The organism is Bradyrhizobium ferriligni, assembly GCF_056837965.1.
Window position 1 is genome coordinate 81,114 of record NZ_JBXEJO010000006.1, and the last position, 12,574, is coordinate 93,687.

Consider the following 12,574-nt stretch of genomic DNA (forward strand, 5'->3'; position numbering starts at 1 on the left):
ATAAGATCAGATCCGAAGCGTCCATGTGCCTCGATCGTGAGTCGATCGAAGCTGCGGCCGCGAGTTTGGTCGGTGAACTCGCGTTGATAGGCCAGGCCGAAGAGGTCTCAGTGGCCAAGAGCGTCCGGCCAGTCAGCAATAGCGATCGTTGGTGCTGGGAAAAAATCGGGCGCATCTTAGCCCAATAACAATGACTCATCGCAGTTTGCGACGGCATGAAGTAAGTCAGATGCGCAAGCTACCTATTCTGAAAAGCCTTCATCTGTTTGAGACAGTCAGCGAGTTTCCAAGCTTCTCAAGGGCAGCCGAGCGGTTAAACATGACGACCGGCGCGGTAAGCTACCAGATGCGGCTTCTGGAGGATTGGTTCGGCAGGCGGCTATTCGTTCGCCATAGCTCGGGCGTGCGGCTGACATCCGACGGCGAACAGCTCAAGCGCAGCTGTGCGAGCGCGTTCACAATGCTCGAGAAAGGATGCTATGAGCTACGAAGGAGCGATGGAGGACGTTCAGTGGTGGTGGGGTGCTCAACCACATTCTTGTCGCACGGCCTGTTGCCCCATATCGGTCGGTTCCGCCAACAGTACCAGGATATTGATTTTGTCTTTGAGACCGCGGCCGATCTGGACGCGCTGGCTGTTGGTGCGCTGGATGTGTTGTTCATTTCCGGCCTGTTGAAGCGGCCGCTTCCCATCCGTGAGGTGCACGTATCGAACGAGATGATTGGTCCAGTTTGTGCGCCTGCTACACTTGAGACGATCAAAAGCCCGGCAGACATTCTATCCATTCCTCTCCTTCACGAGGCCGCCAGGGTGGACGGCTGGAACGAATGGGCCAGCGCAGCTGCAATATGCTTGCAGGGATCGCGCCACGTCGTGTTCGATACATTTTCCTTGGCTGTCGAGGCCGCCAAAAGCGGGCTTGGAGCCGCAATATCCTCGCAAATTCTGGTCCGAAGCAACCTTGAGAAGGGAGAACTTGTGGCTCCGTTTGGCTTTGTGCCGGTCAATCGCTCAATCTACATGTTTGTCAATGGGCACGCGCGAAATATGGCGGCTGTCAAAGAGTTTGAACGATGGGTCCTGTCAGAAATACTCAGTCAGGATCCGCTGTCGTCTTTCCAGGTCGCAACTCGAGAGATCGAGCGGGGCCGCTCTCAATTAGAGCTTCCCGTTAGGCCAATGCTGGCGTCAAAGCGTTGACGACCTGATGGGCAAGGCGTCACTCTTCCCGGATAACGGGCCGGAAACCCGTGGCGCAGAGCCAAGAAATCAAGGATTGCAAATGAATCGTCGACATAGGCGAGCCCGTTCGTGTACTTCGCATTCTCAGGTGCTGGGCCACTCTTCTCGAAGATGAGAACGGGCGCGGACTGATGATCCTGGCCAAGCCTCTCGATGAGTGCGGTTCGTGGCTTGGCCCAGGCAATCCGACGAACGTCGAGCCTCGCAGCGCGGCTTGGAAATGCGGACAATATCCCGTCCAACAGCAAGCATTGCCAGCAATAGAATTCTCGTCCCGGCAAGGTTGGATCTGCAAAGGGGCGTTCTAAAAGGAACAGCTGATCCCATGGCATCGTGTGCAACCTGATCTAGCGAGCGACAGGACATGAAGCTTGAGAATGTCTTGATCTGATTACGGCAAGGCTCGCGACGGCGAAAGCAACAAATGCACTCGCCGCGCATAGCAACACGATCATGCCGAAGGGGAGCCGATCACTCAAAAGCGACAAAGCGATGCCGTTTCCCGCGACACCGCTATAGGTACAACATTGAAATAATCCCGAAAGGCGACCGGCCCGATCCGGAGCCACTGACGAGACCATGTAGGTGTGAGCGGCAGCCGCAAATATTTGGCCAAGGCCGAGCATCGCGCTACTTGAGGCGATGACTACGGGCAGGCCAGCGTCGAGCGACATGATCGCAAGGCATGCCGCAAGCAGCACTGCGGCCCCGGCGATGGTTGGCAAGGCGCCGAGCAGGTTGAAAATCGGCTTGACGGCGAGCGCCCCCAGCAGGGCTAAAACGCCATTGGTCATGACGATCGTCAATAGAACGCTTTTATCGAGAACCCCGTCAGCTGTGGCACGTATTGCTGGATAGACATTGATGATGCCGGCGCCGAGGTTGAGCAGAAAGACAGCCAAGAATGCGGGATAGAGAGGTGCCAGGTCCAGAATGGTTCCGGAAGGCTGCGCCTCAAGGACTGCCGGTGTCCTTTTGAACTGCTGCTTGATGCCAAGGAGCACGACCAAGGACAGGATGATCGCCGACATGTTGAATGCCAAAACGCCGGGCAAATGCAATCGGTCGGAGAGCATGGCACCTGCAAACATTCCAAGCAGATAGGTGAGCCAGTCGATATTGGCAATGTTGCGCAGCACCGATATCATGTCGTCCTCCGATGTGAAGCGCCGGAAGAAAGAAACTTCTGCAGACAAGTAGACGGGCTGGACCAGACTCAGGACGGCGATTGAGGCATAGCTCAGAAAGGAATCGGCACCGTCGGTGCCGAAGATGGCGAGCAGCGCGCAGATGCGAATAGCATTGACGACCATCATGACGGAGATGGGATTACGTCTGTCGACCAATGGCGACAAGAAGAGGCTCCCAAGCATGATAGGCGCAAAACTGACGGCGACGCCGAGACCCGCGGCGCTCATGCCGTATTGAAGTAGGCCGATCAGGATGCCGATTCGGAACGCCCAGCCGCCGATCTGAATGATCAAATGTGACAGATAAACGAACTGCCGTGTGCTCGTACCAGTCATCTATGACCTAGCTCATCGGACACGTCATCGAGTGAATATCGCTTGATGCGGAAGCGAAGATAAATGACCCAGAACGGGCATGACGGACGCTTTCGCAATCGCACGACTGGTCAAAAGGTATCATATCTGCCTCCCTGCTTTGGCGGGCGGCGTTTCGGGACCGGTCAACGCGGTTCCCCTTGTGTGGTCAGAGCTTTCGAGTGGGTACCGCTTGTCGCACAACAGGATCCGCTAGACGCTGCGCAAAGCCTTCCAGGCGCAGCTACCACTACCTGGCGATCCTGCTGGACGTCGCTCGGCTTCGACGGCAAGGAATCCATAAGCCGCACCTCATGAGGGCTCGGCGGAAGACGCAGAAGCTCGGTCCCGCCGCGAAGCTAGGTCAGCTTGTAGGCTCGCCTGGATGTGCTCTCGAGTGAGGAGGTAGTCTGGATCTCCCCCAATCTCGACGGCGACCGTGGCGTGGTTCAGTGATATGTCCGGCCGCCCCTCGTTGAAGTACTCGATGGCGAGATTGTTGTGCGTGAGTGCATGCCGAGGATTGAGTTCAAGGGCTCGGAGATAATGCGCGATGCTCTCGCTCCCCTTACCGAGCTCGGAATAGGCAAGGCCGAGGTTGCTCTGTAAATCTGGATTCTTGGAATCGATATCGGCTGCCGCAGAATAGGACTCCAGAGCAGCTTCCGGCCTGTCTTGCCGCATCAAGATGTTGCCCTTCTGGAAGTGAGCTCGCCATTCGTTCGGCTTGATGAGAAGCGTTCTATCGAGATCGGCCAGGGCGCCTACGGCATATCCCATTCTGTTGCGAAGTGCGGCCCTGTTCAGATGGGCTTCGTAATAGGGGGGACAAAGCTCAATGGCGCGCGCATAGGCCTGTAGAGCCTCAGCTTCCCTTCCGGGTACTTTCGAAAGCAGGTTCCCCAGGTCATTGTGATACTCGCCGTAATAGGGATCGTAGGCAATGGCCTCACGCAGCTGCTTTTCTGCCCGAGGAAGATCGTCGACGAGTTCGTAGACCTGGCTGGTGTTGTAGATCAGAATCGACTGGTGAAGCTTGAAACGTTCCTCGCCATAGGCCTTAAGCATCTTGCCATGGCCTTCCGCACAAAGGGTGAGGGCTTCGTCATACTTCTTCTGCTTGGCCTTGATATAGGCATATGCATTCTCTGCAAACACCTTGATATAATCGTACTTGTCGTGATCCTTGAAATCACGTTCGATGGTCTCCAGATTTCGCAGCGCGTACTCTTCGGCGACCGTCAGATTGACCGGCTGCTGATAGCGTCCATACGTCATTGATTGGGCATAGAGAACCGTTGGCGTGTATCGGCTCTTCGGGAATGCTTCGTAGAATTCATCCAGATAGGGAACCGACACCCGGCCGCAGCCGAGCGAATACAGCACAAAAGCCGCGTTGATGAAGGCAGCGTCTGCCGGAGCATCTCCCGGGCCAAAGGTGGGGAGCGCAGGATCGGCGAAAATTTCACCGAAGTAGCCAAACCAGAGATCATACAGGCCGATGATTTGCAGGATCTGACTCGGTTCTACAAGCAGTGCCAGGCGCTTGTATTTGTCCCGTATCGATAGCGCATGCAGCATGACGAGCGGCGCCGCGCCCGCCAGATAGAGGTCGAGGCAAGCGCGGTGCGATTGCTCGTGCAGATGATCTGCGGTCAGCTGGTCGAAGGTTGCATAGTTTCGTTGCGCGATAAGATCAGGCGTCGTGCAGTCGGATTCAATGTACGATTTGAGAAGCCTGTGCCGTTCCCCGGTGTCGAGGCTGGCGAGATAAAGGTCCACGATCGCGAGGGGGTCGAGGTAGCCGATGACCGGCAATCCGGCCGCTACGCATGTGCTTAAAGCCTCCGCAATCAGCGGATTTCCGCCACTTGCTTCATGGATCTGCCGCTGCTTCTCCGCAGCGACATCCCGATCCAGGATCGGCGCCAGTTCCTGTAAGCTAAATCTGCCGAAATGAACTTCACTGGCGTCCTGGAAATAGAGGCGTTGGTCGTAGTCGATCAGGACAAAGCGAAACAAGCGCGCATCGTCGTCCAGCCTGACGAGCAGCTTGATCAGGTTCTTCGCCGGGGCGGACAGGGCAGCCGCGCGATCGACAATGATGATGTGACGCTCGTTGCGCTCCTGGGCACACCTGATCAGGAATTCGGCTAATCCAACCAGGAGCTTATTTTGATACTCATGATGATAGAAGCGTGTACGCTCTTCTTTACTTGAGGTATTGGTGAGATCCTTCGGCACGGTAAAGGCGTCGCTGACCATGAGAGGAAACAGCCGCTTCAAGGATTGCTGTGCCGCCTCAACCAGTTTTGGCCTATTCTCATCGGCCCACCTCAGTTCGGCGTCGATCAGCTCTTGCAGGCCGGCAAGATAGCCGCCGGTCCGCCAGTCGCCGTCAGCGACGGATAGGTCGGAGCTAGAGCTGGCGAGTGCCGATTTGATCGTCGGCACCGGTGCCATGCCGGGCTCCGTCTTCAAGATCGTGATCGGATTGATCTCGACGGATGACAAAATGGCCGGAGCGATGCGCTGCTGAATCAAATCAACCATCTTACTCTCAAGAAACGTCTCACAAAGGAGGGTGGTCGCAACGACCACCCTCCGATGCCGCTATGCTCTCGTCAGCTAGATGCATTCAAGGCATCCGTCGAACCAACCCTAAAGCGTACCCGTGTACGGAGTGGTGGTGCGGATGGTGGTCTTGATCTCAGCGATCTTCTTTGTCATCACGTTTCCTTTCCTTCTCTGGCACGCTAGGCCAAGCGAAAGCGCGGCCAGTCGTGCAGGAAAAGAATAATGAGTTGCTGCACCAATCCGCAGCGAGATTCCTTGACCGTCGCTGTCAAAGAAAATGAAAGCGCGGCTCAGACCGGCGCTACCAAAGGACCCGATCTGGCGCTTGGATCCGCTGTAACTGGAGCTGGGCTTTGTCGTGCGTCGCCAATGCGGTTCCTTGCTCTGCTCCGACCTGGACTTGCGTCGGGCACCTTCGGCGCCATAACCTCCGCCTCGCACAGCGAGCAAATCGGCCGGCAACGGCCCGTCATTTTAGGAAGCGAATGTGCGGGTTCGGCGAGTATGGCGGTGCGGTCAAAGGACGTGCCTCGCGCCAGGCCGGGCGGACCGGAATATGAGCTTCGAATCCGGGGGCATCCTACCAGAAGGCAGAGTTTTAGCGTTAGCGGGCTTGCCAATAAGGTGCTGCGGTCGCTCTGATCAGATTTGAGCTACCGACGGAATCCGGCTGCTCGCATGGCACGTACGCTCGCGCGATGCGATCGGCCCTCCTTGCTTCTATTGCGTTCTCTTCCAGCAGACTGCCCTTGTGCCATCGATCGCCAAACTTTGTACCCATCGCGCAAATGACGAGCGACATCGATGGTTAAGCCGATACCCGCGCTGACCGGCATCCGGTTTGTCGCGGCAGCAGCGGTGGCATTGTCTCACGGTGGAAGCCTGTTCCTGGAGGGTACCAGTCTTGCACTCGATGTCACTATCGGGACGCTGGGCCTGCTCGGAATGTCCGTCTTCTTCACGCTGAGCGGCTTTGTCATTCAATATAACTATGGCAGCTCGATTGCCGGTAGTCCGCGCAAGGCGATCCCGGAATTTCTCGTGGCGCGCACAGCGCGAATCTATCCTCTGTTTGTTGTTCTCTTTCTCGTTGAACTCCTGACTGGACCGATGGTCTGGCCATGGCTTCTCGGAACTGAGCCGGCAGCCGAGGGATTTTCGTGGCACATTGTCCCATTTCAACTCGGGATGATTCAAACCTGGTTCTTCGCAAATGTAGCTGGTGTTGCCCCCGTCTGGCAGTACGAGGAGATCGGCATCGTCTCATGGTCAGTTAGCACCGAATGGTTCTTCTATCTGGTTTTTCCGTTCGTTTGCCCGTTACTTGCGCGGATCAGAACAGTTCCTGCGGCGATCTTATGCGCGATTGGCGCAGTCACAATCGAGCTTGGCATCGACCTTGCGGTGCTTATGCTTCAGGACCGCATCAATCTGTTTGCGCTTCACGCCTATGGAACAGATGCGGCTCTGCCGAACTGGAAGAACACGCTCATCCTCTGGCTCGTCTATTTTTCGCCGTTCTGCAGGTTATGGGAATTCGTGCTCGGCTGTTGCTTGGCGAAGCTCCATGAAGCGTGGCTGGCCGAGGATTTCAGACCATCTCGAGCTCTGCTCGATATCGCCGCAATCGTTGGTGTCGGCGCGATAGGCTGGGTGTTCTGGTTTACCGCCCACAAGACGCCGTTTGGGGCGACCATGAGCCTGTTCGATATTGCACGCAACAATATCGCTCTGGCGGCACCGGTGGCGCTCATCCTTGTTGCGGCGGCTCAGCCGGTCAGCAGTGCAGGACGGCTGTTGTCGGCAAGGTGGCTTGTCGTCCTCGGAGAGGCCAGCTTTGCGCTCTACCTTGTACACATCATCATCTACCAGCGTTTTCCGGCGGTGCGTTGGGAAACCGCAGGCCAACTGCTTGGCCATCTCGGTGCGCTCGCGCTTGCTTTCACTCTGGCCACCTGCGTCGCGATCCTGCTGCATTTCGGCTTGGAGGTGCCGGCCCGAAGACGAATTCGCAGCTGCTATCAGGCGGCCTCGCCAGAACAGCGCAGGCGCCTGGTAAGATTGGGAAGTGTTGGCCTTGCCACTCTCGTCGGTGCGGCCGCAACGTATGCGCTGCGCGATGCGGCGGGGGACGCCGTCACGCAATCAGGGATTTCGGTCGTTTCTGCCACTTATGGCGGCAATTGCCGCTGGATTTCGGCGCGTGGCAACGCCACGGGTGCGGTTGCAGCAGCCTGTAACGGCAAGGACGCATGCACCTTCAATGCCGGCATGGCGCGGATTGGTGATCCTGCTCCGGGTTGTGCGAAGCAGTTTACGGCAGCCTGGTTCTGCAAGGGCGACCGGACCATTCGCTTCAGCTCGGCTGCGGATGAGCGTGCCATGATCTCCGGTCTACAACTCTCCTGTAACGCGGTCACGCGCGATGAATGAGCCGAAGGTTCAGACGTCATTTGGATTGCGAAGCCCTGAGGCGAACTGGCTTCAGCATTAGGTCCTGCTGCCGGCCGCGCAGAGCGTTCGGGCCGCGTAGGCAATACGACAAAGAGGTCGCGGGCGTGACGGGCGCAGCGAACCAATGTCTCTTTGTCCACCTTGATGGCTGCGAGACTCTTCGCTAGATCACAACGGTTCACTTATGGAGATGCCGCCGTGGCAATGGGTATTGTGAAGTGGTTCAATTCGACCAAAGGTTATGGCTTTATTCGGCCGGAGGACGGAAGTGCCGATGTCTTCGTGCACATCAGCGCCGTCGAAAAGGCCGGTTACACCACCCTCGAAGAGGGAGCCCGGGTAAGTTACCAGCTCAAGGCCGGGCGCTCGGGCAAGATGTCTGCCGAGGATCTTAGGGTTGGCTGATCCAGTTCGCCTCCGGGAAGCTTCTGCCTGCTAGGCGTGTTCTCGTACCTGCGTCTGGCGATGTCTCGTCATCGGTGCGCCGGACGCTTGCCGTACGACTGTCGTTTCCAGCCAAGGCTATGCTGCAATACTGCCTGAAGGCTTAATTCAAGCCGTCGATCGCCAATGCCAGGGCAGTTCCAGATTTTCCTCGTGCAGGTGTGAGCGTGGCGGGAAATCGTCGGTAGCGATGAACGGTCCGAACCGTACGCCCGTGCCCGACGGGTCGAGAGGTGCATGTATCGCCCGAAGTCACGATGCGCCGACCGGCGCTCACGATCGAAGGGCGATGCTGTAGCGTATGGAGGAGCTCCCACAGTGGAGTTCGTCCGTTATGGACGATGGGCGCGCAGCGCTCCGGCTGCGGGTCCGTCCTGCTACGCTGACGTACCGGCCCTCGATGAAAAGTCGTGCATTAGCTTGAGCGAGGGCGAGGTCAAATCCCAGGAGCTGGCCCCGCGGGAATAGCCAATATAGTTGAGGTTAACGGCGTCGTGCTGTTGACGATCCGCCCCTGACATTGATCCATTGCAGGGGAACTGCACACACACAGCCATCGGAGACACGGCAAGTGTCCTTCCAGCTGACCGTCCTGAAAGTATTGGCCGGCCAGCCTGGCGGGCGAGCTTCTGTTGCCGAAGTCCGACGCGCCGTGGAGATCCTGATGAACAGCGGCCGTGACTGGACCGATCGCATGAAGCGGTTGGCCCAACATGCGCCGGACCTGAATATCTTTTCGGCGAAGTTTGTCTTTCGCGATGCGTTCGGCTGGGAAATTACGGAAGACGGCCGGCAATTCCTCTCTGCGCTCGAAAGGGCCGCCGCCGATCAAAGAGAGCCGCCTCGATCAACGATCGACCCCTCGCGCAGCGAAGTCGCTGCGCAAGCGGTCACAGATGCGGCAAAATCACTTACCCCCCGCAGTCGCCGTCAGAGGCCGCGGCGACGCCGCAGGAAAGCTGGATTCAATCGACGTACAGCATGAAGCGGGAGCCCGACCAGGTGCGAGGCGCGCACGGCAGCTGACCTTGGCAAAAATGCTATCGATCTCGCGCAGCGTCGATCAAAACTGCGGAGAATATCTTGCAGTGTAACCTGGGTCATATGCAGTCCCACTTCTTCACGGGCATTATCCGGAAGGCAGTTTCGGTGGGGTACTATGGACGACGAGTTTTGCAGAGAGAGGGCGCGAACCGTGCGGGAACTTGCTGGGCAAGCTGACCCGTTCATCAAAAAGCGCTTGTTGCAGTTGGCCGCCAATTACGAACGGCGCGTTGGTCAGCCAGAAAGAGCAGACCGAGATCGCGCTGACCTGCTGGCATGTAGGGCGGAACTCCCGTGTCATCAGCGATAACCGACTTACCAAGACGGTGAGCCAAATATGAGGTTGCCGCAGTCCTTACACCTGCTCAACGGGCACTTCGCAGCGCAAGTGCCCGACTTCGCGAGCCCTATTAAACATCGCGTTGGTCGCGCTCGCCGAGAAGATACCGGACGCGCTGAGCGCGTCGTGAAGGAAGCGCGGGCCGGCGAACTGAAGGAACCGGTGCTCGATGCGATGCTGGACGGCATTTCGGCACGCTGCGAGGCAACCGTGAAACAATACGGAGCGACCACCCGCGCCGGCGCCGGGACCTGTGTTGCTCGTTTGCGGTGGCCGCCCGAGAGGTCGCCCCATCAGATCTAGCCAGCTTTGGGTGCTGCCGATCATCGAGCCTTCGGGCGCAAAGAAGCCCATATCGATGTCGATCGTCATCGACGATATTTACGCGAGAGATCGTCAGAAGGCGACGTCCCGGTACCCATCGTTACTAGGCGGGGTGTTCAAGAATCCGAAAGCTTTTCAGTCGGCGACCGTTGAGCGGCCGCAGCGGCATTGGGTAATGCCGGCGGCGCATGATGGCGCCGGTTTTGTTGCCCGATTGCCGCCCATCGGATCGGAGGGGCGGACGAGGGCCTCGCGATCGGGTAGCTCGGCACTCGTGTTTGTTGTAGTTTTTGGGGTATTATATACCCTATTGTACGCATTGAACTTATTATCTTTTGCGGAGCGTATTTTTTGGGGTATAATATACCCCAAGGAGCGCATCGAGATGGTGGGACCGAAAGGGAAAGTTGAAAGGTTTCTGTCCTCACATCCGGTCTTCACCCGGACCGAGTTCCGTAAAACCGTATCTCCCGGCCAGCCGCTCTCGTCGTCGGACTCATTGCTTAAGTACCACGCCGCCTCCGGACGAATACGCCATGTCGCGCCGGGTGTGTATGCCTCCGTCCCGCCGCACCTGGATCCGGCGAACTTCCATCCCGACCGGATTCTGGTCGCATCGCGCATACGCGACGATGGTGTCGTCGCGTACCACACCGCACTCGAACTGCACGGGCTCGCCTATTCGGAAAGCTCTCAGACCCAACTCCTCAGCGGAGGTCGCCCGGGCGAAATAAAAACGCTCGTTGGTCCCGTCAGGTTCGTCGCGCAACCCGCCTCGCTGCGCCGTCGCTCCGAGGAAATGTCCGGCACGATCACGATGGACCGCCGCGGTCTCGACGTTATCGCGACCGGCGTCGAGCGAACGCTCGTCGACTGCATCGAGCGCCCGGACCTGACCGGCGGCGTCGAGGAACTCGCGAACGCGCTCCACAGCCTCAAAGCGTTCGACGTTGGCAAATTCGCGAAGTTCGCGCTCGGTCGCGACAACCAGACGCTCGTCGGCGTGTGCGGTGCCTGGCTTGAGAGCCGGAAAGACGATCTCTTCGTCGACACGCAGGTATTAGACGAACTGAAGCGTGCCGCCCCGCCGGCACCAAGACCTGCGTTGGGAAGCAACGCCCGAGGCCATGCGATGGAAGGCTGGAACGTCGTCCTGCCTCCGGATTTCCTCAACCCGTCCTTCGAAGGGATGTCACCGGAGATGATGCCGTGATCTCGGTCGAACGCCTCGAAAAGATTGCCACCGACGTTTCGTTCCAACCGGCCTCGGTCGAGCGCGTCATCCGGTTGATCGACGTGCTCCACCAGATCGCGAATGACCGCGAGCTCGGGAAGCTGCTCGCACTCAAAGGCGGCACCGCGCTCAACTTATTCTATCTCGCACTCGACCGGCTTTCCGTCGACATCGATCTGAACTACGTCGGCGCCGCGGATAGGGAAGCCATGCTGCGGGATTCCAAGATCATCAACACGCGCCTTCCCGCGCTCCTGCAGAGCAAGGGGTACGAAATCGGCCGCGATCCTTCCGGTGAACACGCCGGCGGCAAATGGCGCTTTAGGTACGTCTCGGCCTATCAGCGCCCGGGCACGCTGGAAGTGGACGTGAACTATCTCTTCCGGACGCCGTTCTTCGGCTGGGACAGAATGAATTCCGCAAAGCTCGGCGACTACGAAGCGAAGAACGTCGGCGTGGTCGACCTCCACGAAATCGCCGCCGGCAAGATCGTCGCCCTGGTGGCCCGGCGGGCATCGCGCGATCTGTACGACGCCTGGAGGCTGCTGCAGAACGAAAACATCGATTGGGCGCAAGTTAAGGTCGGAGCGCTTGTGATCGGCGCCGCTTCCAGGGATCTGGATTGGCGCACGGTGTCGCTGAAGGACTACAAATACGATCTCAACGACCTGAACAACAAGCTGCTGTCCGTAGTCAAGAACGGCATGTTTGACGCGGAGGGCGGCCCGAAGAAATGGTGCGACCGAATTCTAGCGGAATGTCAAGAAAAACTGGCGCCGCTCTTCAAGCACGATGACGGAGAGCTGGCCTTCCTCGACGCGCTCTACGATCGCGCAAGCATCGAGGTCGATACGCTTCCTGCGAACGACGATGTAGAAAACGCATCGAGGCCTTTCCCGCGCTCCGGTGGAAAGCTCAACATGTCTCGCAGCACCTCGGCCGGAAGCCCGGCATCTGACCGACGAGTTCGAGACGCGAACGTCAAGCCACCACCGTCTCCACGATGTGATTGAGGACATTCAACTCAGTCTCCGTTGGCAGTCCCGAACCCACCTAGTCCAAGGAAGTGCAGGCAGACGCCGACATCCTCTGGGGCACCGCCGAGGAAGGCGTCACCGCGCTCCGCTGGGGCAAGAGATGCACCGCGACGCGGCCGTAACGCAGTGAAGGAATGCCCGCACTTGCATGCTTGAGCGGACGAAGGCGCAAAGGAGCCGCGACGGACGCGAGCGCATGAATACAGTCTGCGCGATGATGATCCGGGACATGGGCGCGCTGGCCGCCGGTGCCCTTGAACAGGCGAACGCCCTGTCGTCGGCGTCGAACACCATCTCCTGCGTCTCGCGCGGATAACCCGCCCAGCGGCGACT

The 12,574-nt window shown here is 58.3% G+C and carries 10 protein-coding genes; 6 read left to right on the plus strand and 4 right to left on the minus strand.

Annotated elements, in window-relative coordinates:
• The first annotated feature begins 229 nt into the window (after positions 1-229).
• Positions 230-1,201, plus strand: coding sequence for a LysR substrate-binding domain-containing protein (locus AC1VNY_RS05015; RefSeq protein ID WP_482404351.1), 972 nt, complete (start codon positions 230-232; stop codon positions 1,199-1,201).
• Here AC1VNY_RS05015 and AC1VNY_RS05020 read toward each other — a convergent pair.
• The 3 genes from AC1VNY_RS05020 to AC1VNY_RS05030 all read right to left on the minus strand — a co-directional run bounded on the left by AC1VNY_RS05020 (position 1,156) and on the right by AC1VNY_RS05030 (position 5,340).
• On the minus strand, positions 1,156-1,575 hold the full coding sequence (locus tag AC1VNY_RS05020; protein WP_482404352.1) for a DUF3088 domain-containing protein: 420 nt from the start codon (positions 1,573-1,575) through the stop codon (positions 1,156-1,158). The two genes, AC1VNY_RS05015 and AC1VNY_RS05020, sit on opposite strands and share 46 nt — an antisense overlap.
• Positions 1,576-1,590: 15 nt before the next feature.
• A complete protein-coding gene (locus tag AC1VNY_RS05025; protein ID WP_482404353.1) occupies positions 1,591-2,769 on the minus strand; it encodes an MFS transporter in 1,179 nt (392 codons plus the stop codon).
• A 330-nt stretch (positions 2,770-3,099) separates the two neighbouring features.
• Positions 3,100-5,340 (minus strand): tetratricopeptide repeat protein, encoded by a 2,241-nt coding sequence (locus AC1VNY_RS05030; protein WP_482404354.1) that lies wholly within the window; start codon positions 5,338-5,340, stop codon positions 3,100-3,102.
• An 828-nt stretch (positions 5,341-6,168) separates the two neighbouring features.
• Between AC1VNY_RS05030 and AC1VNY_RS05035 the strand changes: the two genes are divergently transcribed.
• The 3 genes from AC1VNY_RS05035 to AC1VNY_RS05045 all read left to right on the plus strand — a co-directional run bounded on the left by AC1VNY_RS05035 (position 6,169) and on the right by AC1VNY_RS05045 (position 9,247).
• On the plus strand, positions 6,169-7,797 hold the full coding sequence (locus tag AC1VNY_RS05035) for an acyltransferase family protein (protein ID WP_482404355.1): 1,629 nt from the start codon (positions 6,169-6,171) through the stop codon (positions 7,795-7,797).
• 219 nt (positions 7,798-8,016) lie between these two features.
• Entirely contained in the window at positions 8,017-8,223 is a 207-nt protein-coding gene (locus AC1VNY_RS05040; RefSeq protein WP_018270149.1) for a cold-shock protein, read from the plus strand.
• 610 nt (positions 8,224-8,833) lie between these two features.
• Positions 8,834-9,247, plus strand: coding sequence for a hypothetical protein (locus AC1VNY_RS05045; RefSeq protein ID WP_482404356.1), 414 nt, complete (start codon positions 8,834-8,836; stop codon positions 9,245-9,247).
• 414 nt (positions 9,248-9,661) lie between these two features.
• Here AC1VNY_RS05045 and AC1VNY_RS05050 read toward each other — a convergent pair whose 3' ends face one another.
• Positions 9,662-10,018, minus strand: a complete 357-nt coding sequence (locus AC1VNY_RS05050; protein WP_482404357.1) for a hypothetical protein — start codon at positions 10,016-10,018, stop codon at positions 9,662-9,664.
• Between AC1VNY_RS05050 and AC1VNY_RS05055 the strand changes: the two genes are divergently transcribed.
• Together AC1VNY_RS05055 and AC1VNY_RS05060 are read left to right on the plus strand one after the other, a co-directional pair.
• Complete coding sequence (locus tag AC1VNY_RS05055; protein ID WP_482404358.1) at positions 10,005-11,183, plus strand: type IV toxin-antitoxin system AbiEi family antitoxin domain-containing protein; 1,179 nt, start codon at positions 10,005-10,007, stop codon at positions 11,181-11,183. The genes AC1VNY_RS05050 and AC1VNY_RS05055 overlap by 14 nt on opposite strands.
• Positions 11,180-12,217, plus strand: coding sequence for a nucleotidyl transferase AbiEii/AbiGii toxin family protein (locus AC1VNY_RS05060; RefSeq protein ID WP_482404359.1), 1,038 nt, complete (start codon positions 11,180-11,182; stop codon positions 12,215-12,217). The genes AC1VNY_RS05055 and AC1VNY_RS05060 overlap by 4 nt, the downstream gene beginning before the upstream one ends.
• Positions 12,218-12,574: the final 357 nt, after the last annotated feature.

Coding starts and splice junctions, on each gene's coding strand:
- AC1VNY_RS05015 (WP_482404351.1), top strand. CDS start 230: ATGCGCAAGCTACCTATTCTGAAAAGCCTTCATCTGTTTGAGACAGTC.
- AC1VNY_RS05020 (WP_482404352.1), bottom strand. CDS start 1,575: ATGCCATGGGATCAGCTGTTCCTTTTAGAACGCCCCTTTGCAGATCCA.
- AC1VNY_RS05025 (WP_482404353.1), bottom strand. CDS start 2,769: ATGACTGGTACGAGCACACGGCAGTTCGTTTATCTGTCACATTTGATC.
- AC1VNY_RS05030 (WP_482404354.1), bottom strand. CDS start 5,340: ATGGTTGATTTGATTCAGCAGCGCATCGCTCCGGCCATTTTGTCATCC.
- AC1VNY_RS05035 (WP_482404355.1), top strand. CDS start 6,169: ATGGTTAAGCCGATACCCGCGCTGACCGGCATCCGGTTTGTCGCGGCA.
- AC1VNY_RS05055 (WP_482404358.1), top strand. CDS start 10,005: ATGTCGATCGTCATCGACGATATTTACGCGAGAGATCGTCAGAAGGCG.
- AC1VNY_RS05050 (WP_482404357.1), bottom strand. CDS start 10,018: ATGACGATCGACATCGATATGGGCTTCTTTGCGCCCGAAGGCTCGATG.